At 40.8% G+C, this 20539-nt stretch carries 24 protein-coding genes; 12 read left to right on the forward strand and 12 right to left on the reverse strand.

All coding sequences use genetic code 11. The features are described from left to right. Window positions 1–251: 251 nt before the first annotated feature. Together CEW93_RS03540 and CEW93_RS03545 are read left to right on the forward strand one after the other, a co-directional pair. A complete protein-coding gene (locus CEW93_RS03540) occupies window positions 252–1844 on the forward strand; it encodes an inorganic phosphate transporter (RefSeq protein ID WP_089540250.1) in 1593 nt (530 codons plus the stop codon). Between the two features lie 100 nt (window positions 1845–1944). After that, window positions 1945–2613, forward strand: coding sequence for an HAD family phosphatase (locus CEW93_RS03545; protein WP_089540159.1), 669 nt, complete (start codon window positions 1945–1947; stop codon window positions 2611–2613). Here the strand turns inward: CEW93_RS03545 and CEW93_RS03550 are convergent, their stop codons facing one another. From CEW93_RS03550 to CEW93_RS10775, 5 genes are read right to left on the reverse strand one after another with little or no spacing between them, the layout of a single operon-like run. Further along, window positions 2614–2952: a hypothetical protein gene (locus CEW93_RS03550; protein WP_255503922.1), complete on the reverse strand. Its 339-nt coding sequence runs from the start codon at window positions 2950–2952 to the stop codon at window positions 2614–2616. A gap of 44 nt (window positions 2953–2996) precedes the next feature. Further along, the gene (locus CEW93_RS03555) at window positions 2997–3458 is read right to left on the reverse strand and encodes a surface-adhesin E family protein (protein ID WP_089540157.1); all 462 of its coding nucleotides are present in this window, start codon (window positions 3456–3458) and stop codon (window positions 2997–2999) included. A 34-nt stretch (window positions 3459–3492) separates the two neighbouring features. After that, entirely contained in the window at window positions 3493–5169 is a 1677-nt protein-coding gene (locus tag CEW93_RS03560; RefSeq protein WP_089540155.1) for a DnaJ domain-containing protein, read from the reverse strand. A 30-nt stretch (window positions 5170–5199) separates the two neighbouring features. Next, window positions 5200–5973 (reverse strand): hypothetical protein, encoded by a 774-nt coding sequence (locus CEW93_RS03565; protein ID WP_089540153.1) that lies wholly within the window; start codon window positions 5971–5973, stop codon window positions 5200–5202. A 3-nt stretch (window positions 5974–5976) separates the two neighbouring features. Continuing rightward, window positions 5977–6177: a hypothetical protein gene (locus CEW93_RS10775; RefSeq protein WP_089540151.1), complete on the reverse strand. Its 201-nt coding sequence runs from the start codon at window positions 6175–6177 to the stop codon at window positions 5977–5979. Between the two features lie 204 nt (window positions 6178–6381). Here CEW93_RS10775 and CEW93_RS03575 point away from each other — a divergent pair, with 204 nt between their 5' ends. Continuing rightward, window positions 6382–6738, forward strand: coding sequence for a helix-turn-helix domain-containing protein (locus CEW93_RS03575; protein WP_222432714.1), 357 nt, complete (start codon window positions 6382–6384; stop codon window positions 6736–6738). A 109-nt stretch (window positions 6739–6847) separates the two neighbouring features. Next, window positions 6848–7943 (forward strand): peptide chain release factor 2 gene (gene prfB / locus CEW93_RS03580; RefSeq protein ID WP_255503923.1). Its coding sequence is split into 2 segments (ribosomal slippage): window positions 6848–6919 and window positions 6921–7943, totalling 1095 coding nucleotides; the frame shifts between segments, so codons are not numbered across the junction. A gap of 47 nt (window positions 7944–7990) precedes the next feature. Here prfB and pncB read toward each other — a convergent pair. Then, the gene (gene pncB / locus CEW93_RS03585) at window positions 7991–9199 is read right to left on the reverse strand and encodes a nicotinate phosphoribosyltransferase (protein WP_089540145.1); all 1209 of its coding nucleotides are present in this window, start codon (window positions 9197–9199) and stop codon (window positions 7991–7993) included. 126 nt (window positions 9200–9325) lie between these two features. Between pncB and lipB the strand changes: the two genes are divergently transcribed. Then, entirely contained in the window at window positions 9326–10048 is a 723-nt protein-coding gene (lipB, locus tag CEW93_RS03590; protein ID WP_089540143.1) for a lipoyl(octanoyl) transferase LipB, read from the forward strand. A 135-nt stretch (window positions 10049–10183) separates the two neighbouring features. Then, the gene (locus tag CEW93_RS03595; RefSeq protein WP_089540141.1) at window positions 10184–10717 is read left to right on the forward strand and encodes an inorganic diphosphatase; all 534 of its coding nucleotides are present in this window, start codon (window positions 10184–10186) and stop codon (window positions 10715–10717) included. A 51-nt stretch (window positions 10718–10768) separates the two neighbouring features. Here CEW93_RS03595 and CEW93_RS03600 read toward each other — a convergent pair whose 3' ends face one another. Both CEW93_RS03600 and CEW93_RS03605 read right to left on the reverse strand, forming a co-directional pair. After that, on the reverse strand, window positions 10769–11143 hold the full coding sequence (locus CEW93_RS03600) for a hypothetical protein (protein WP_089540139.1): 375 nt from the start codon (window positions 11141–11143) through the stop codon (window positions 10769–10771). Between the two features lie 16 nt (window positions 11144–11159). After that, entirely contained in the window at window positions 11160–11363 is a 204-nt protein-coding gene (locus CEW93_RS03605) for a hypothetical protein (protein ID WP_089540137.1), read from the reverse strand. Window positions 11364–11490: 127 nt separating this feature from the next. Between CEW93_RS03605 and CEW93_RS03610 the strand changes: the two genes are divergently transcribed. After that, entirely contained in the window at window positions 11491–11823 is a 333-nt protein-coding gene (locus CEW93_RS03610) for a helix-turn-helix domain-containing protein (RefSeq protein WP_089540135.1), read from the forward strand. Between the two features lies 1 nt (window position 11824). Here the strand turns inward: CEW93_RS03610 and CEW93_RS03615 are convergent, their stop codons facing one another. Continuing rightward, window positions 11825–12574 (reverse strand): YoaK family protein, encoded by a 750-nt coding sequence (locus CEW93_RS03615; RefSeq protein ID WP_089540133.1) that lies wholly within the window; start codon window positions 12572–12574, stop codon window positions 11825–11827. A 113-nt stretch (window positions 12575–12687) separates the two neighbouring features. Then, complete coding sequence (locus tag CEW93_RS03620) at window positions 12688–13512, reverse strand: enoyl-ACP reductase (protein ID WP_089540248.1); 825 nt, start codon at window positions 13510–13512, stop codon at window positions 12688–12690. A 222-nt stretch (window positions 13513–13734) separates the two neighbouring features. On the opposite strand from CEW93_RS03620, the gene folE reads away from it, so the two are divergent. Then, window positions 13735–14340 (forward strand): GTP cyclohydrolase I FolE, encoded by a 606-nt coding sequence (gene folE, locus CEW93_RS03625; RefSeq protein ID WP_089540130.1) that lies wholly within the window; start codon window positions 13735–13737, stop codon window positions 14338–14340. Between the two features lie 25 nt (window positions 14341–14365). Then, complete coding sequence (locus CEW93_RS03630) at window positions 14366–15601, forward strand: O-succinylhomoserine sulfhydrylase (protein WP_089540128.1); 1236 nt, start codon at window positions 14366–14368, stop codon at window positions 15599–15601. Window positions 15602–15660: 59 nt separating this feature from the next. Here the strand turns inward: CEW93_RS03630 and CEW93_RS11065 are convergent, their stop codons facing one another. Next, complete coding sequence (locus CEW93_RS11065; protein WP_186727890.1) at window positions 15661–15810, reverse strand: transferrin-binding protein-like solute binding protein; 150 nt, start codon at window positions 15808–15810, stop codon at window positions 15661–15663. A gap of 128 nt (window positions 15811–15938) precedes the next feature. Here CEW93_RS11065 and argC point away from each other — a divergent pair, with 128 nt between their 5' ends. From argC to CEW93_RS03645, 3 genes are all read left to right on the forward strand, one after another. After that, a complete protein-coding gene (gene argC / locus CEW93_RS03635) occupies window positions 15939–17030 on the forward strand; it encodes an N-acetyl-gamma-glutamyl-phosphate reductase (RefSeq protein ID WP_089540125.1) in 1092 nt (363 codons plus the stop codon). Between the two features lie 81 nt (window positions 17031–17111). Then, window positions 17112–17324 carry a heavy-metal-associated domain-containing protein gene (locus CEW93_RS03640; RefSeq protein WP_222432715.1) on the forward strand — a complete coding sequence of 71 codons (213 nt, stop codon included), beginning with the start codon at window positions 17112–17114 and terminating at the stop codon, window positions 17322–17324. A gap of 95 nt (window positions 17325–17419) precedes the next feature. Then, window positions 17420–19576 (forward strand): cation-translocating P-type ATPase, encoded by a 2157-nt coding sequence (locus CEW93_RS03645; protein ID WP_089540123.1) that lies wholly within the window; start codon window positions 17420–17422, stop codon window positions 19574–19576. A 109-nt stretch (window positions 19577–19685) separates the two neighbouring features. On the opposite strand, the gene CEW93_RS03650 is transcribed toward CEW93_RS03645, so the two are convergent. Then, window positions 19686–20465 carry a UDP-2,3-diacylglucosamine diphosphatase gene (locus CEW93_RS03650; protein WP_089540121.1) on the reverse strand — a complete coding sequence of 260 codons (780 nt, stop codon included), beginning with the start codon at window positions 20463–20465 and terminating at the stop codon, window positions 19686–19688. Between the last annotated feature and the right edge of the window lie 74 nt (window positions 20466–20539).

Below are 20539 nucleotides of genomic sequence, written 5' to 3' on the forward strand. Positions count from 1 at the left end.
TTTAAAAATATCCTAATGGAATGGGTCAAATGTTTAATCATAATAAAAAGTAATGAATTTGATGTGAAGCATGAAAATGCTAAACATGATGACGGCAGGTTTGATAACTCCCCTAAATGTTGCTGAATATGTTAAAATTGTCATATAACTGTCATAATTACTTTTTATAATATGACACTAAGTACAATGATGAATGATTGTGCAATTTGGTAGATTTTTATTTTAAAAACAAACCCTTTTTGGCGGATTTTATGGTAAATTCAACAAAACAATCCACGCCCATGATGGCAAATGTCTTTTTTGCTCTTTTGATGGCAGGTATGAGCATTTATTTTGTGATTTGGGGCTTGGATTATACCAATCATCAGCAGGTGGCATTATTTTTGGTCGCCGCTTTTTTTGGTATTTTTATGGCGTTTAATATTGGTGGCAATGATGTCGCCAATTCTTTTGGTACGTCTGTTGGGGCAGGCACGCTGACGGTTACCCAAGCCTTGGCGGTGGCGGCGATTTTTGAAGTGTCTGGAGCGGTGCTGGCTGGGGCAGCGGTTACAGATACTATCCGCAGTGGTATTGTGGACATTTCAGATTTGGGCGTATCGCCTGAACAGTTTATTTATTTAATGTTATCAGCCTTGATTGCCGCAGCGTTTTGGCTGTTATTTGCCACCAAACGGGGCTTGCCTGTTTCTACCACACACGCCATCATTGGGGGGATTGTGGGGTCGTCCATCGTTTTGGGGATAAATTTGGGAGGAACAAATCTTGCTTTTGAGACAGTCAAATGGTCAAAAATTGGTGAGATTGCCATCTCATGGGTGCTATCACCTGTGCTGGGTGGGGCGTTGTCTTATGTCATTTATGGTTTGATCAAGAAAAATATCCTAGCCTATAATGATGAGATGGAAACCAAGGTTAAGCATCTAAAAGCCGAAAAAAAGCGTCTAAAAACCACACAAAAAACGTACTTAGAGTCTTTAAGTCATGAAGGTAAATTGCACTATACAACCGCCATTTTACGAGATGAAGACTTGTATAAAGAAGGGGCTGCAAGTGCTGATGAGTTTGAAACTGAGTACTATAAAGAGCTTTATGACTTAGAAAATCAGCGAGGCAATCTTGACACCTTAAAGGCTTTAAAAACATGGGTGCCACTCATTGCGGCCTTGGGGGCAGTGGTGATGACCGCGATGGTGGTGTTTAAAGGATTAAAAAATACAGGGCTAGATTTATCCACCTTGCATTCTGCGTTGGTGATGGGTATGATTGGGGCGATGGTGTGGCTGACGGCCTTTATTTATACCAAGACCATTCGTGGTAAACACAAAGAAGATTTGGGCAAAGCAACTTTCATCATGTTTAGCTGGATGCAGGTATTTACCGCCTGTGCCTTTGCGTTTAGTCATGGCTCAAACGACATTGCTAATGCAGTAGGGCCCTTTGTGGCAATTATGGACGTCATCAAAGAAAACGCCATCGCTGCCAAAGCGGTTGTGCCAGCGCCTGTCATGGTAACCTTTGGGGTGTCGCTCATTGTGGGCTTGTGGTTTATTGGTAAGGAAGTCATTCAAACCGTTGGTACAAATTTAACCGAGATGCACCCAGCATCAGGTTTTTCGGCTGAACTTGCAGCAGCTGCGGTGGTGATGGGAGCATCAAGCCTTGGCATTCCTGTATCTAGCACACACATTTTGGTGGGGGCAGTATTGGGGATTGGGCTGGTTAATGAAAATACCAACTGGAAACTGATGAAGCCAATTGGCATGGCGTGGGTGATTACTCTGCCAGCAGCAGCCGTCATTAGTGCCATCTCTTTTGTGGTATTAGGGGCAATTTTTCATTGATATGACAATAAAAAGGGCTTTTTGCTCTTTTTTGTTTTTTAATATTGCTGTTTTTTTATAAAAACTGATACAATTTTATCTTTTTTATGTGGGGGAATGTATGGCAAATTTGGCGTTATTTGACCTAGATATGACCATGTTAAATGTGGACAGCGACCACAGTTGGGGGCAGTTTTTGGTAGAAAATGGCTTGGTGGACAGCAAGTTTTATAAAGCTATGAATGATAAGTTTTATCATGATTATTTGGCAGGTACGCTAGATGCGGTAGAGTATAATGAGTTTGTGGCAAGTTTTTTAAAGACTAAGTCCATGAATGAGCTTGTTGCTTATCGTCATGAGTATCTTGATACATGGATAAAACCTGCCATGCGAGATAAAGCCATAGAGCAAATCAATCATCATAAAAATCAAGGCGATACGGTGGTAGTGATTAGTGCCACCAATGATTTTGTGGTCGTGCCAATCGCTGCTTTATTTGGTATTGATAATGAGCATACGTTGGCGACACGATTAGAAGTGGTGGATAATGCCTATACGGGCAAGGTGGCAGACAGACCCAATTTTAAAGAAGGTAAGATTTTTCATTTAGAAAAACTGATTGCCCAAAAAAATGCCCAAGGCACTTATTTTGATAAGCTCATTGCCTATTCGGATTCTAAAAATGACATACCACTTTTAGAGTATGCTGATGTGGCGGTGTGCGTCAATCCTGATGAGATGTTAAAAGCTCATGCGGTGGAAAAAGGGTGGCAAGTGGTGGATTGGTAGCTAGTGTCTGTCATTGGCGATGGAATATGCCAAGCTATAAAGCCTTTGAAAGGCTTGATTGGCATCTGGTAGGGTTTGAATGTCTGATGGAATAATATTCGCATTAAAATTGGAGCGAATATTTCTTTGTAGTGATAACATAATCACTTTTTCTATCAGTAGGGCAATCAATTCATCATTACCAATATAATTATTGGGATGAAAATGATAATGTGGTTGAAAAAACTTAACAGGATTTTGGCTAAGTTGTGTTTGTAAATCGGCAATTACTTGGCGATAGGCAAGCTCATGCTTATAACCAGAATAATACGCCCAAGCAAAAAAAAGCAATAACTGCACCGATTGTCCACAGCAGAATTTCCATAACTAGCCCCTATGCTTATTTATTTTGTTTGATTGGAGAGTTTAAAGTTGTAGTATAGACAAACGTCTGTTGCAATTGTTTCACCAACTGACCCTGGTACTATCCTATTCCAATTACTAGAAGAGTAATTTGAAACGTAATTGGTTTGACTACCAACATATTTACCTGTGCTGGTATGAAAGTGAGCTTCGCTAATTTGCATTTTTTGGTTTAAGCAATCCACGTACCAAAAAGATTTTTCTTCTCGGTAGAGTTTGCCGTTTGTTAATTTTTGAGCGGTTGGATAGTTCTTTTTTACCCAAGCATTGACATAGTAGTTATTTTTGTCATAGCTATTAAAGTAATAGCCTTTAATGCTATCCCAATCTATATGGGTGGTTTCTTTGTGTTCTGTGCTACTAGATTGTGATGGTATCCAGTTTGCTGCCATTGCCATTTGATTGCTTGCCAATAATAAACTTGATAGAATTAACTTTTTCATGAAATTTCCTTAAAATTTAATTTATTAAAATTAATTATAGCCAACCATTCATCTCTTCAATGTACAATAGCACAACTAATCCTTCGGCAAATATTTTTTCTTGCTCAGGACTTCCACCACCAGAGTTGTAATAAACTAAATCACCTCCCTCTGCTAATAAGATGGATTGTTCTTGATTTAGTGTAAAGCCTTTGTTGAGACCATATCCGTCACCAATTTGGGCTTGATATTTGATATTGAATTGACCTTTATAACGATAATCATCAGGAATATCAATCCAGTATTGAGATAATGCCGAAAATGCATTGCAGTATATATTGCTTTGGCAAATATTTATTGGTGGTGCTGACTCTGGATTATTATAAATATTCATCATTGCAGATAGTATAAATTCATCTTTGCTTGGAATATTGTTTAACGGACTGGATATGACAGTATTTATTTGGGTTTTAAGATGTGCTATTCTTTCATTGAGTAATTGTGTGGCACAATGATAGCGATAGGCTTCACGCCCATTATTATCAACATTAAGCGTGAGTGATTGCTCTTTGCAGTGGCTTTCACGTTGTTTGTTAAATTCAACCTGTTCATCTTTTAGATAGTCTTGCACACTTGGGTGTAACTGTTCCCAGACGCGATTAATCTCGGCGACTGCATTTTTATAATCTAACCTTGTTTGATTGAGTAATTGGACGGTATCCAACGTTTGTTGGGGGTTATTAGGTGCACTGGTTTGTATGGTTGATGTTTGTGGTAAATTTTGGATTGGTTTTTGATAACCATCTCGTGCTGTATTGTTTGTATTGTTGCTTTCATTTTGTTGTGAATTAATGTTGGAAATCATTGCTAAATTTATAAAAATACTCACCACAATGACGCCAAAAAAAGAATAATCTTCCTCTGTTTCTGCTTCATCATCAGCGTAGCTATCTCTTGGGTTGGTGCCAAAACGATTTGTTCCTTGTGTTGGTCTTACAAACCATATTACACAAATAACAAATGGAATTAAAATCCACCAGCCCTTATAGTCACAATCATGCAGTCTTTTTATGCCAATAAATACCAAAAAATAAAGGGGTATTAACTCTATCATTGTCATAAAAAACAATGTTGCTATATCATAATCATCCATTGATGATACAGCACCTTCCATACCAATGCGGATTATCATCCATACAAATAATGTAGGAATAGATAATAGGGCATAAGTTGTACGTCTCATACGTCCAAAAGACCAAAATGATGGTTTTTCTTTTGCATAAGTTTCTTGGTAGTTTTGGTATTTGGCATGGTTATTTTGTCTGTTGGCATTATTATTTCGTGTATTGTTGCTTCCTGTATAATCATAACGTTGATTGGTGGTTGATTGCGTTTGGTGATTTTTTGTATAAGAATTATCATAATAATCTTGGTTGTTGGATTGATTTTTATGATTTTCCGAACTATTGTTTTGATTTTGGGTTGATTGATTATAAATTTTAGCTTCTTGCTCATCAATCCAGCGGTCATGTTCAGCACGACGTACAGGGTCAATCAATACCTGATAGGCGGTATTGATGATTTTCATAATGCGTTCAGCATCGGGATTATTGGGGTTTCTATCAGGGTGGTATTTTTGAGCAAGGGCTTTGTAGGCTGCCTTAATCACTTCAGATTGGGTATTACGAGAGACACCTAGATTGTCGTAATGGGTGCGAAATTTTTTACTCATTAACTAGAAAATCCTATACAATAAAAATTGCTAACTGATACGTCTTTGCTGTTTGTAATTATAACAACAAGACAAAAGTAGTGTAATATGATGGCGGATAAACTTTGTTCTTTCGTCTATTTTTATATCTCTATCGCTCCCTTCTCCCTTTCGTCTCAAATCTTGGTAATAATCGTGTTTATTTTGTCCAGCATGTCTTTCTTCATCAGCTATGCTATCATGAATGGCATAAAAATGATTGCTGTCTATTTTATTTCTATGAAAGGTTAAGCAAGATTGCTCATTGGACATAATGTCTTGATAATTTTCTAAGCAAAATTTCATAAAATTTTCATATAACTGATAATTTTCATAAGTAATAATATCTGTATTATTTTTTAATTTATGGTTTGATGATATGTCTTTGAAATATTTTTCAATCAAAGGTAAATAAATATTTTGCTTGGTCATTAATTTTTGTTTAACCATATTGATGTTGGTTGTTGTATTTGGCAAAGTAGACACCCTCAAAATAAAGCCACACCATCGCTCAACGATAATTTTAACCATATCCTGTTTTTGCTGACTACCTTTGCCGTCTATTGTCATGCCATGAATAAAAACTATCAACGTTAAATAAGCACTTTCTACACAAATAATATCTTGCCAAGCAGTTTTAAATTGACTGTATGGAAAGTGGTCTACGATTAGGCTATGACTGTCGCCAATGATGTTAAGTGCTTTTTGTGCATCTCTGCTACTTGCGGTTGCATTTACCCACCAAACAAAACCAATAATCGCAATAACAACAATTAACCAAATCATGTATTATTTTCCTATAAAAATAGATAAAACAGCAATGATTGCCATAGAAATTAGTAGGGCAATAAAAGATTGGGCAATGCCGCCCATAACTCCCCAAGCAACAAACCAAACAATGCCCATGCCAAAACTATTAACATCAATGGCTTGCCATAATAAATATCCCGAACCAAGCCATGTGCCAATAGATGATAGCAACATTACCATTGTCATTATGCCTACTATTTTTCATCGTTTTTCATGAAATCCTCTTGATTTGTTAATAAATGGCACAAAACTTGCTTATTTTTGGGCAGTATTTGAACAGTTTTTGCCATTAGATTAAGTTTTTGTAACACCCATGATACAATGAAACAAATCTTTATCAACCAACCCACAGTAGTTTTATTCACCCACCAGCAGTAGGTCATTATGATTGCATATGATGTTATTAAGGAATTAAGAGAAGAGCGTAACTGGTCGCAAGAACAAATGGCGGAGCGTTTGGGTATGTCAAAAAATGGCTATGCCAAGATTGAACGGGGTGAAAGTTTACCAAGTTTGGAGCGGCTTGATGAGATTGCCAAAGTGTTTGATGTGAGCGTGCTTGAACTGATTCGTGTGAGTGATAAAAACGTGGTGCTACAAACCCAAAATCATCATGCTAATTATCATTATAACCACTATGCCAACAATGAAGCCCTACAAGCTGAAAATGAGCGTTTAAAACTTATCATGCTCACAAAGATGAAATCATCACCCAAAAGAATGAAAGTATCAAAATCTTAAAAAGGCTGGCAAATTTTGACCAAGCGGGTGAGTTGATTGAATTATAATGTTGGATTTTGTCTTGGTGTGAAATTTGTTATAATAGTCATTTTATTTTGTGAGAAAAATCATGGAAATTGCAATTTATACCGAACAAATCAAAGACTTACGCACCCGTGGTGATGAGCTTTGGAGGTATCTTTGACGTTGAAGCCAAGAAAGAACGTCTAGAAGAAGTCAATTTAGAGCTTGAAAATCCTGAGCTTTGGAACAATCCTGAGCTTGCCACAAAAATCAGCAAAGAAAAATCAGTGCTAGATGGTATTGTGGGTGTGGTGGACGGCTTGTCAGCACGTCTTGATGATGCATCAGCCATGCTTGAATTGGCACTAGAAGCTGATGACGAAAGTTTGCTGGTTGATGTGCAAGCTGAGCTAGATGAAGCCCTAAAAAGTGTGGAAGATTTGGAGTTTAAGCGGATGTTTGGTGGTGAGATGGACGCCAACAACTGCTATCTTGACATACAGGCAGGCTCAGGGGGTACCGAAGCTCAAGATTGGTCGCAAATGCTCCTTCGCATGTATTTGCGTTGGTGCGAAAGCCACGGCTTTAAGGCAGAAGTCATGGAAGTGTCCGAAGGGGGTGTGGCAGGCATCAAATCGGCTACCATCGCTGTCAAGGGTGATTATGCTTTTGGTTGGCTGCGTACCGAGATTGGTGTGCATCGCTTGGTACGTAAGTCGCCTTTTGATAGTAATAACGGTCGGCACACGTCTTTTGCAGCCGTGTTTGTCTCACCTGAGATTGATGATAATGTGCAGATTGACATCAACCCAAGCGACTTACGCATTGATACCTATCGGTCAAGTGGGGCGGGTGGTCAGCACGTCAATACCACAGACTCTGCGGTGCGTATCACCCATCAGCCCACAGGGGTTGTGGTGGCGTGTCAAAATGAACGCTCTCAGCACGCCAACAAAGACACCGCCATGAAAATGCTCCGTGCTAAACTTTATGAGCTAGAAATGCAAAAACGCATGGAAAAACAGCAAGCCTTGGAAGACAGTAAATCTGACATTGGTTGGGGCAGTCAAATCCGCTCTTATGTGCTAGATGACTCTCGTATCAAAGACTTACGCACAGGCGTTGAAAACTCCAACACGCAAGCGGTACTTGATGGCGATTTGGATAAGTTTATCGTGGCAAGTTTGAAAGCAGGGTTGTAATTTACCCAGAGCCCAGCAGTTTGATGTCATTAGCCAGTATTTGTGTGCTATTTGACATCAAACACTTGTCTTAGGTAGGCCAAATAAGTGTCGTCATCAATCATTGTCTTGCCAGGGCTGTCTGAAAGCTTGGCGACAGGTTGTCCGTTGCATTCTACCAGTTTTAACACGATATTAAGCTGAGTGAGCCCCATGTCGTTGGTGAGATTGGTACCAATCCCAAAGGCGGTTTTGATACGCTTTTTAAAATATTGGTGCAAATCCCATGCTTTTTCAAGCGTTAGCCCATCGCTAAATGTCAGGCTTTTGGTTTTTGGGTCAATTTTAAGTTTTTCATAATGAGCAATGGCTTTATCACCCCAAGCATAAGGGTCGCCACTATCATGGCGTAAGCCGTCAAACAGCTTGGCAAAATACAAATCAAAATCTCGCAAAAATGCGTCCATGCCTACCACGTCTGTCAGGGCAATCCCCAAATCCCCCCGATATTCACGCACCCAGCACTCCAAGGCTGCTTTTTGGCTTTCACGCAAACGCACATCTAAGGCTTGAAAGGCTTGTAAAAATTCGTGTGCCATCGTGCCAATGGGGGTAATGCCCAGCTCTTTGGCAAGATATACATTGGATGTTCCACGAAAAATCGCTGGGCAAGCGTGGGTGAGCGTCTTTACTACATGATAATGCCAATCTTTTGAGTAGCGTCTGCGTGTCCCAAAATCCGCCACCACAAAAGGGGGATTGTCCACTTCTGACAGCTCCAACATTTCATAATGTTTTAAGATTTGTACTTTTTCATCAAGACGTTTTTGCCCTTCTGTCAGTGCGTTTGAGCTGTTTAAGCGTTCATAATAAAGCTGATTGACAAGCGACAGTACAAAAATCTCAAAAAACATCGCTTGTATCATCGCCCCTTCAATCTCAATGTCTAGCCTACCATCGGTATCAATAGAGACTTTAATAAAACGCCGTTTTAGCTGAAACAGCTCCATATAATCCACAAAATCAGGCTTAATAAACCGCAAAGACCGCAGATAATCAAGCTCATCTTGGGTGAATTTAAGCTGACATAGCAAATCAAGCTGATGCTCTAAATCGTCTTTGATGTCAGCTAGATTAAATGCCAAATCATCATTATTGCGACAGCGAAAACGGTACACACCATGCGTTTGGGGAAACTGATGGAGCATGGCTTGGAGCATGGTAAATTTATATAAATCATTATCCAAAAGCGAAGTGATGATGGGTTGGTTGGTCATGGTGGGATTCTTTTAAAAAGTTTGAACTATGATAACAAATTTATGAGATAATGGGAAACGTTAAATTTTATTGGGAAAAATCATAATTTGGCGTAAAATATCCCAAATTTTTACTGACGTATTATCATGAATGACCTAAACTTGCATACATTAGATTTATCCGCCCTGCAATGGGATGACCTACACACAAGCATTCACCCCAACGCTGAATACAATGCCACACATGATGCCATGCTTGGTCGTGTGTTACACAGCATTGATGACAAAAAAGGGGGCGTACAAACAGCCGATGAGCTGTGGATTGTGGAACATCAAGACGTTTATACTTTGGGGCAAGCTGGCAAAGAAGAGCATATTTTGCACCGAACTGACACTCCGATTATCAAAACCGACCGTGGCGGGCAGGTAACTTGGCACGGCACAGGACAGCTTGTGGTGTACTGGCTGTGGGATTTACATCATCTTGGTATGGGGGTGCGAGATTTGGTCAGTCATGCCGAGCAGGCCATAGAAGATGTGGTGAGTGAGTATCTGCCCTCTGATTTAACCGCCAAAGCACGCCAAGATGCCCCTGGGGTGTATATTTATAATCATCAAGGTGATATGTTGGGCAAAATCGCTTCTTTGGGTTTTAAAATTAAGCAAGGGCACAGTTATCATGGTATTGCAATCAATCTTATCAATGATTTGAGTGCATTTAACGCCATCAACCCATGTGGTTATGCAGGCATGGCAATGGTAAAACTAGCTCAGTTTGGCAAATTTAATGACACACAAGTTCATGAATTTATTTATAAATTTATCATAAATATTCAAAAAAGACACCAAGGAAAAATCTCTTTGAGATGATTGATGATTTTAGGTAGCGATAAAGAGACCCTAGATTTGTTTGTGCTTGTCATGGGGCATAAAATACAAAATTGCGATTGCACTTGGGATAATTTAATATTACAATGACCTATTTGCAATCTACTTGGAGATGTTATGGCAGATTTTAACAAAATCTTAGATGCAGGCGATGTGGACGCAGGCGAGATTAATGTGGTGGTGGAGATTCCCACGGGCTCAAACCACAAAATTGAGTGGAATCGCAAACTGGCGTGCTTTGAGCTTGACCGTGTTGAGCCGATTGCTTTTGCTAAGCCTTGCAATTATGGCTTTATTCCCCAAACCTTAGATGAAGATGGCGATGAGTTGGACGCACTTATCATCACTGAGCAACCTTTAACGACAGGGGTGTTTTTAAAGGCTCGTGTGATTGGTGTGATGAAATTTGTTGATGATGGCGAAGTGGATGATAAGATTATTGTTGTGCCTGCCGATGACCGCAATAACGGCAATGCTTATCAAAGCCTTGATGATTTGCCAAAACAACTCATCAAACAGCTAGAATTTCATTTTAATCACTATAAAGACCTAAAAAAAGCAGGCACAACCGTCGTGCAGGGTTTTTTTGGAATTGATGAAGCCAAAGAAGTCATTAAAGGAAGTCAAAAGCGTTGGACACAAGAAGCTTAACGTTGTATTAAGAAAAAAACACACTTAACTGGTGTGTTTTTTATTTATCATTTATTTTTGGCGGTTTATTACAGCTTGTAGCATTGCCATATTTGACCGACTACTAATATCATGTATGATATGTCCTGAAACATATTCGGCAGGCAGTAGCATAGTTTTTAAATCTAAGATTGACATCTGTCTTGCAATGTCATTCATGACGCAATTACAAGCAAGACCGGCATTTGGTATTTGTTGCTTTTGAAATTCACTAAAACATTGCCCAATATTTTGTTCTATAAAAACTCGCCTTATCTCATCATCATTCATTTTGTTGTAGTAAGCAATCATCTCGTCTCTTGTGGTAACTCGTGTCTCTAAATGAGTTTTGTTCTCATTGCAGGCAAATAAGCACAAAGTGATTGTACAAATAAAAAACGATTTCATCGCATGTTTCCCAAAATTAAAATAAATACATTAAACCACGTATTGTGCCAACAGGTACAAAGAAAATAAAATCAGCAATCACCCATATTGTGTTGCCATACTGTATGTCTTTGATAATGGCATAAATGGGCATAATCGTGCCCAAGAAGATTTTGATTGTTAAGACTGCAAATATTAAAAAACCAGCTTTTAATTCCTGATTGTTATCAGAATTTGACATAAAAAGTCCTTAAAAAAATCTATAAAAGAGTAAATTTTTATAATTTTACACTATTAATGATGTTTAATCAAGCGTAGAAAATAAGGAAAATGGTCAATAGAAGTGTATTTTTTAAATAGGGTTTAAAATGCCACAATTGCCTGTTGTTAAAGTAGATGAATTGATTGGTAAACGCATTCAGTTAAAACGCAAAGAAAAAGGCTATTCTGCGGATAAATTGTCAGAAATGATAGGTATTTCTCAACAGCAGTTATCAAGATATGAGCGTGGCACAAATAAAATCAATGTTGCTCATTTGGTGGAAATTGCTAATTTTTTACAGACACCAATTAGTTACTTTTTTATTGATTGTATGCAAGATGCGACATGGAACAATGATGAACTTGATAGGTATTGGCAGGACTTAACCAGTACTCAAAAGACAGTGTTGGTAAATTTAATCAACGTGTTTAAAAATTAGTTTAATCAGGTAGATGAGTTTTTGGTTGTGATTTTTGATGGCGTCTTTTGCGTTTGGATTTTAAGCGTTGTAATCTAATGAGTCGTTCAGATTTGGTGTACCAGCGTTCCATGCGATGATAGGTGATGGCTGAAAATAAAATCACCATCATGGGCAACAGCATGGATAAATAGCCAATTTTGGCATATAGCCACACCGCCACAAAGCCCCCAATAAAAAATCCCCACCACAGACCGCTATGGAGCATGATTTTACTTTTGCTGACCTTGCGACCGACCAGCCACTGACCGACAGTTGCCCCCAAATCAGACGTAACGCCTGTTAAGTGCGTGGTACGAACCACCACACCATGATAAGTGGTTACCATAGAATTTTGTAAACCACAGGCAGTGGCGATGAGCATTTGACCGTATTCGTTATTATTAAGATACAGCCACAAACTGCCAGACAGTAGGGCAAATTGCAAATACATGGCATAGCCATAATGGCGGTTGATGTGAAGCTCACTACTGCCGATAATCATGCCACTTAATACTGAGCCAAACCAAAATGAACCAATAGAAATGATAAAGAGTTTTAGATTTAGCCAGTCGCCATAAAACCACGTTACGGCTACTTGACTGACATTGCCTGTAACATGAGATGCTGAGATGTGTGTGAAGCCCATCAAAGCGGTGGTGTTTAAAATCCCTGCACAAAACGCCAATACCACCGCCCCAAATAGTACCCATGTGGGGATTTTATCTTGCATTGTGATGTCAAAAAAGTGATTTTAAATTAACACAAAATCAACATTCTAGCAGTTTTTTGGCAAAAATAAAAGCACAAGAAAAATCTGTGCTTTTAATGGGTGTGGGTAGCAGACTAAGCTTCTGTATCATCTGCCATTGCCATGATTTGTTCGCTGATTGCTACGGTGTTAAAGCCAGCATCTACAAATAAAATCTCTCCTGTAATACCACTTGCCCAAGGCGACATCAAAAATAAAGCAGCATTGCCCACTTCTTCTTGGCTGACATTGCGTTGTAGTGGTGCAACTTTTTCGCTGACATCTAGCATACGGCGAAACGATTTGATGCCACTGGCTGCCAAAGTACGGATGGGTCCTGCACTGATGGCATTGACACGAATGCCATCTTTGCCAAGCGACGTGGCAAGATAACGCACACTTGCTTCTAAGCTGGCTTTTGCCATGCCCATGACGTTGTAATTGGGAAGAACGGAAATGCTGCCTTCATAGGTAAGTGTCAATAGTGAGCCTTGACGCATGGCAAGTAGCTTGCGACCTGCTTTGGCAAGTGCCACAAAACTATAACTAGAAATGTCATGAGCGATGGCAGAACCTGCTCGGGTGGTGGCAGTAGTAAAATCACCATCTAGCTGGTCGGCAGGAGCAAATCCAATGGCGTGAACAATGCCGTTAATGCCACCATCATCACTTTGCCCCCAAATTTGGTCAATTTGAGCAAAACAGGCATCAATGGACTCATCAGAACCAACATCACACTCAATCACCGCCACGGCGTTAAAGGCTTCGGCTGCCATTTCCACACGCTTTTTTATTTTGTCATTAGGGTAGGTTAAAATCAGCTCAGCCCCTTCACGGTGCAAGCTCTCAGCAATCGCCCAAGCGATAGACAGTTTGCTGGCAATGCCTGTTACCACAAATCTTTGACCCTGTAATAGCATAAAATCACTCATTGATAAAAATTTGGCAAATTATACCATGTTTTTTTAAAAACGCCAAAAATATCAGAACATTTGTAAACAAATAAAGAAATCTAAACTGTTAAGTTATATGAATGTTATTTCAGGATAAATTGCTAAATTTTCATGAAAAAAGTTGGATTTTTGCTTGCCAAACACAGATTTTGGGTTAAGATATAGCATTTTTAATGACAGATAGCAGACATGGCACATTCCCCTATTTTTACCCCTTTTGTTCCTGATGACCAAAAAATTGCCGAACATTATGCCCAAATCATACAAGGTTGTGGCGAAGATTTAAGCAGAGATGGATTGCTTGATACACCCATGCGTGCATCCAAGGCATTTAGTTATCTGACCCGTGGTTATCACCAAAGCCTTGATGTGGTGGCTAATGGGGCGGTGTTTGAATCGGATAACCCTGAATTGGTATTGGTGCAAAACATTGAATTTTATTCGTTGTGTGAGCATCATATTTTGCCATTTTATGGCGTGGCTCATGTTGGCTATTTGCCAAATGGCAAAGTGTTGGGGTTGTCCAAAGTGGCTCGTATTGTGGACATGTACGCTCGCAGATTACAAATTCAAGAAAATCTGACCAAGCAAGTTGCCACCGCCATACAACAATTAACCGACTGTCATGGCGTGGCGGTGGTTATGGACGCAAGTCATATGTGCATGATGATGCGTGGTGTCAATAAACAGCAGTCCACCACTCGCACCGTAAGTACGCTTGGGGCGTTAAGCACGGATAAACAAGCTCGCAATGAATTTTTTGGGGCAATTCCTAAAAGAGCCCCTGCGTTTTAGATGATGAATATAAAAAAGGAATCTTATGGCGATATTAGATGAGAATTGGCAGTCCGATGCCCTAGACCCTGCACTGGGTTTTTTAGCTCAAACCTTGGCGGTGCGTGGTGGCTATCATCGCACAGATGAAGGCGAGCATGGTGAAGCCATTTTTACCACCAGCAGTTATGTATATGCTTGTGCCAAAGACGCTGCCGACCATTTTAATGGCACAAAAAAAGGCAATGTATATAGTCGCCATACCAACCCCACCGTACGAGCTTTTGAAAGGCGATTGGCATTGATGGAAGGGGGTGAGCGTTGTGTGGCGACAGCAAGTGGCATGGGGGCGATTTTAACCATGTGTCTGGCCTATCTAAGTGCAGGCGACCATTTGTTGTGTGCCAAGCAGTTATTTGGCTCATCGGTGGCATTGTTTGATACTTATTTTAAAGCCTTTGGGGTACAAATCAGCTATGTGGATTGTTTTGATAATGACGCATGGACAAATGCCATTCAGCCAAACACCAAAATACTCTACTGTGAAAGCCCATCAAATCCTTTGGCTCAAATCGCTGACTTATCATTTTTGGCAAAGCTGGCTCATAAGAATGGGGCGTTATTGATTGTGGATAACTGTTTTGCCACACCTGCCATGCAAAAGCCCTTAGAGCTTGGGGCAGATGTGGTCATTCATTCAGCTTCTAAATACATAGATGGTCAGGGGCGTGTGTTGGGCGGGGCGTTGGTTGGTTCTGATGTGCTGATGGAAAAAGCCTTTACGGTTGTGCGTACAGGTGGGATTAGTTTATCGCCTTTTAATGCGTGGTTGCTACTAAAAGGGCTTGAAACCTTAACGCTACGTATGAAAGCTCATTGCGAAAACGCCAATCAGGTGGCACAGTTTTTATCTGACCACCCCAAGGTGCAACGAGTGCATTTTTCAGGATTATCCACTCACCCTAGCCATGAGCTTGCCAAACGCCAACACACGTATTTAGATGTGGCAGGCGGGGCATTTGGAGCGATTATCGGCTTTGAAGTGGCGGATAAAGACAGTGCATGGCAAGTGATTGATAGCACACGCATGATTAGTATCACAAACAATTTAGGTGATGCCAAATCAACAATTACTCACCCTGCGTCCACCACGCATTTTCGTATGACACCTGAGCAAAGAGCAGATGCAGGCGTGAATGATGGGCTAATTCGCCTGTCTGTGGGACTTGAAAATGCCAAGGATATTATTGATGATTTAAAGCGTGGTCTTGATGGGTTGTGATGATAAGATGTGGCAAATCACCACTATTTTAATGTACCCATCAAAAATGCCAAGTGGTGTTATCGGCTTTGTTTTGCCCCAAATGCCCCTTGTATGCCTTGTTGGTCGTTGGTAAATATGCCTGAGATTTCTCTGGCATTGATGCCGTGAAAACCGCCTTGAAGTTTTGTGCCATTGTGGGTGCCTGTAAAACCTTTTTTATCAATAATGTAGTGCCTTTAATTAAATTGTCTATCATGAATTGGTGATAAAATATCACTTGTAATATGTGTCAAGTTTTATTTGCCAAAAAGCATAATACACGTTACAATTTGCCAAATTCTGATTGGATTATCTCATGCAAAAAATCAATATTGCCATCATTGGTGGTACAGGTTATACGGGTGTTGAGCTGATTCGTTTGTTGTCAAGACACCCACGCGCACGCATTTGTTATTTGACATCCAGAAGTGAAAAAGGTCGTAAAGTCAGCGACATTTTCCCCAGTTTGCTTGGGGCGTGTGATGTGCCATACAGCGACATGACTGATGAGATGATGGTACAGATTGGCAAAAACTGTGATGTGGTGTTTTTTGCCACCCCCCACGGTGTTGCGATGACACATACGCCAAATTTGGTTGCACAAGGGGTCAAAGTCATTGATTTGGGGGCAGATTTTCGTTTGCAAAACTTGGATGAATTTAGCAAATGGTATGGTTTGGAGCATACTTGTGGCGATGTGTTGGCAAAGTCTGTTTATGGCATGGCAGAGCTTGGCAACACTCAAAGAGATGACATCAAATCCGCCCAAGTGGTTGCTAATCCCGGCTGTTATCCCACAACTGCCATTTTGGGCTTAAAACCTGTGATTGATGAGCAAAATCAGCAAAACGAGCCGTTGATTTTACCAAATATCATCATTGATGCCAAATCAGGCATATCAGGGGCGGGACGTAATGCCAAAATGAATCTGCTATTTAGTGAGCTGTCTGATAATTTTAGTGCTTATGCGGTGGCAGGACATCGTCATCATCCAGAGATTAGCCAAGGCGTGCATGAACTGCTTGGCTCAAAATTTCCCCAAAAAATCCGCTTTGTGCCACACCTTGTGCCGATGATACGGGGCATGTTTAGCACCATTCATTTGACTTTGACAGACAAAGGCAGGGCAGTAGATTGGCAGGCGGTATTTGAAAAAACCTATCAGCATGAGTTTTTTGTTGATGTGTTGCCCAAAGGCTCTCTGCCTGATACCCGTTCGGTGCGTGCGTCTAACCGCCTAAAAATTGCCATTCATCAAGACGACGATGTATTGACTTTGTTGGTGGTGCAAGACAATCTTGTCAAAGGAGCAAGCGGTCAAGCCGTACAAAACATGAATTTAATGTTTGATTTGCCTGAAACGTGTGGGCTAGATATGGCTTGGGGTGGCGTAGCGGTTGTGCCATGAGACTAAGCTTAGATAAATGCCTTGAAATGTCAGATTTTAATCTTATAAAAGTATAAACCTATTAATAATAAAGGTAATTTTATGGCTATTCAAACTCTAACTTTAAATGTCCTTGGTATGACCTGTGGTGGCTGTGCGACCAGTGTGCAAAACGCCCTAAATGACATCACAGGGGTAAACGCCGTGAATGTGGACTTTGCTTCCAAACAAGCGGTGATTGAGTATGATGATGAACAAGTACAAAAACCCCAACTGATTGAAGCGGTGGAAGATGCAGGATTTAGTACCACTTAAACTCATCAGACCGAACTTGTTGTTCGGTTTTTGATTTTAGGTATCTGACTTTTGTTTGTTCACAGCCATTTTAACAAGACCATTTAGATAAGACCATGTCAATGCTTACTAAAACTCTAAAAATACAAGGCATGACCTGTCAAGCTTGTGCCACTCGCTTAGAAAAGGTGCTGAGTAAAAAAGATGGCGTTCATCTTGCTCAGGTTAATTTTGCCACAGAGACGGCGGTCATTGAGCTAAATCAAGCGGTGGCTGATGATGAGCTTTTGACGTGGGTAAAAAAAACAGGCTTTACAGGGCAATTTATCCAAGATAATGCCCAAGATGGTGATACTGATGATGGCGTGCCTTATCGTGTGATTGGGCTGTTTGTGTTGTCCGTGCCGTTTTGGGTGGGTATGCTTGGCATGATGGTAGGTTCGCACGCTTTAATGCCCCCTGTGTGGGTGCAGTTTGTGCTTGCCAGCATTGCTCAGCTACTGGGAGTGGGTTTTTATCGGGGGGCTTGGGCGAGCATTAAGGGCGGACTTCTTGGCATGGACGTATTGGTGTCGCTTGGTACGACAGCGATTTGGGTGTATTCTACTTATATTTGGCTGACACACACTCATGCTTTACATCATGTCTATTTTGAAGCCAGCGTCATGATTTTGTCCTTTGTCAGTCTTGGTAAATATTTAGAGCACCGCACCAAAACAGGCAGTTTAAATGCCCAAGCTCATCTTTTGGGGCTATTGCCTGATATGGTAAAAAAACAATCTGAAAGTGGCTGGAACAATGTGCCTTTATCATCTATTGCGGTTGGCGACATATTGATGGCTCATCATGGCGACAAAGTGGCGGTAGATGGCGTGCTGACCGATGGTCAAGGCGACATCACCGAAGCTCATTTAACTGGTGAGAGCCATTATGTTGCCAAAGGCGTGGGCGATATGGTGTTGGCAGGAAGTGTGGTGGTGGACGGCAGTTTTGTTTATCAAGCGACAGCCACAGGCAAAAAAACAGCTTTGGGGCAGATGACCCAAGCACTTGCTCATGCTCAGGGAACCAAAGCCCCCATTGCCAGACTTGCTGATAAAGTGGCAGGCGTGTTTGTGCCTGTGGTGGTCATCATTGCTTTGCTGACTTTTTTGGGTAATTTTTATGTGCTTGGGCAATTTGACACCGCACTCATGCGAGCGGTGGCGGTGCTTGTGATTGCTTGTCCTTGTGCGTTGGGGCTTGCAACCCCCACAGCGATTATGGCAGGTATGGGTGTGGCAAGCCGTCATGGCGTGCAGTTTTTGGATGCACCTGCTTTGGAGATGACAGGGCAAATCACTGCCATGGCATTTGATAAAACAGGCACGCTAACCAATGGACAGCTGTCAGTATTAGACACGCTTTTTTTGACTGATAAAAAAGATGTGCTTGGCATGACCAAAAGCATAGAAAGCCACAGCAAACACCCCTTAGCACTTGCCATTTGTGCTTATGCTGATGGTTATCACGCCCCCAACTTTACCGCTCAAAATATCAAAAGTCAAGCAGGGCAAGGCGTGCAAGGCGTGATTGATGGTGCGGTGGTGAAGGTTGGCACAAAAGCATTTGCTGGTATATCTTGTCAGCAAATAGACGCATTTGGTCAAAAACACCCCACAGCAAGCCTTGTTTTTGTGGGTGTAAATGATGTGATTGTGGGGGTGTATGCCCTTGCTGATACCATCAAATCAGATGCTTATTCTATGATAGAGCTGCTAAAAAAAGATGGCGTGCATGCCATGATTTTAAGTGGCGACCGTCAAAGCGTGGTGGACAGCGTTGCAAGCAAGCTTGGTATTGATGGTGTGGGTGGGCTATCTCCTGATGAAAAATCCATAAAAATCAATGAGATAAAACAAAAACACAAAACTGCCATGATTGGCGATGGCGTAAATGACGCACTTGCCATGACGACTGCGGATATTGGTATGGCGGTTGGTGGGGCGACCGATGTTGCCACAGGTTCAGCGTCTGTGCGTCTTATCAATACCGATACAGGTGGGGCGATGAGCATTTATCACGCTCACAAAATCGCCAGATTAACACTAAATAACATCAAACAAAATCTGTTCTTTGCCTTTATCTACAACAGTTTGGGCATACCACTGGCGATGATGGGGGTATTAAATCCCATGCTGGCAAGTTTGGCGATGGCACTAAGCTCATTATCTGTGTTGGCTAATGCCCTAAGGCTGACCAAAGTGGATTTGCACAAAAATACATCAATTTAATTTAAAATTTAACAAATCATCATTTCTCTAATGGAATTAATTTTTGTATTTAAGTGATTGATTTTATCTTGTTATTTTAAAATTTTCACAAAAAATCTGTTGATGGGGTTTAGGCGGTTTGATTTTGCCATCGCCAATGGTAAGCTGACAATTTATCATCAGTCAATACACCAATCATGGCGGATACTTGACCAAAATTATCTTGCCAATCTCCCAACACAAAACGGATTTTGTCATCAAGTTTATGAACATTTGGGCGGTGAGTGTGTCCATGTACCAGCATGTCGCAGGTGTTGAAAGCATCCGCCACCGCTTGGGGATTGGTGTCCATAATGCGACTGGATTTTTGAGATTTGTCTTGGTGGGCTTTGTGTTTGATACGCAAAGCAAGCTGACGGCGTTTGTGTAGGGGTTGTTTAAGCAGTAACCACAAAATAAGACGATGACGGATAATTTTGCGATAGCGTTGGTATTTTTTGTCATCTGTACATAAAGCGTCCCCATGTTCTAGGCGATAATTGATGTGTTGATGATTAAGATAAAATGGCTCTTTGATGAGCCGACCACCAAAGGTATTGCAAAGTGTTTGTCTGATGGTAAAATCACGGTTGCCGTGCATGATATAAATGTTTGATTTTTTTGATAAAGTTTTTAATTTTTCTATGATGGGGGTCAGCCAATGCCGCACTTTTTCATCATCAGATAAGCTAAGATAGTCATCATCACCAATCCAGCCATCAAGCCAATCACCCAAGACATATAAAGCAGACAAACACGGCAGTTGTATCAGCTCTGTGATAAAATGACAAAAAGCGACATTAAGATGGCAGGTGTCAGCAGATAAATGCAAATCCGCCACAAAAACAATCTGGGTATTTGGGGGTATCATGTTGGCAGTCTTTGTTGGATGATTGATTTTGTCATAAAATTGTCATTAAATTTTTCGTGTACATTTTGCTTGGT

The organism is Moraxella sp. VT-16-12, from assembly GCF_002224245.2.
GTDB lineage: Bacteria > Pseudomonadota > Gammaproteobacteria > Pseudomonadales > Moraxellaceae > Moraxella.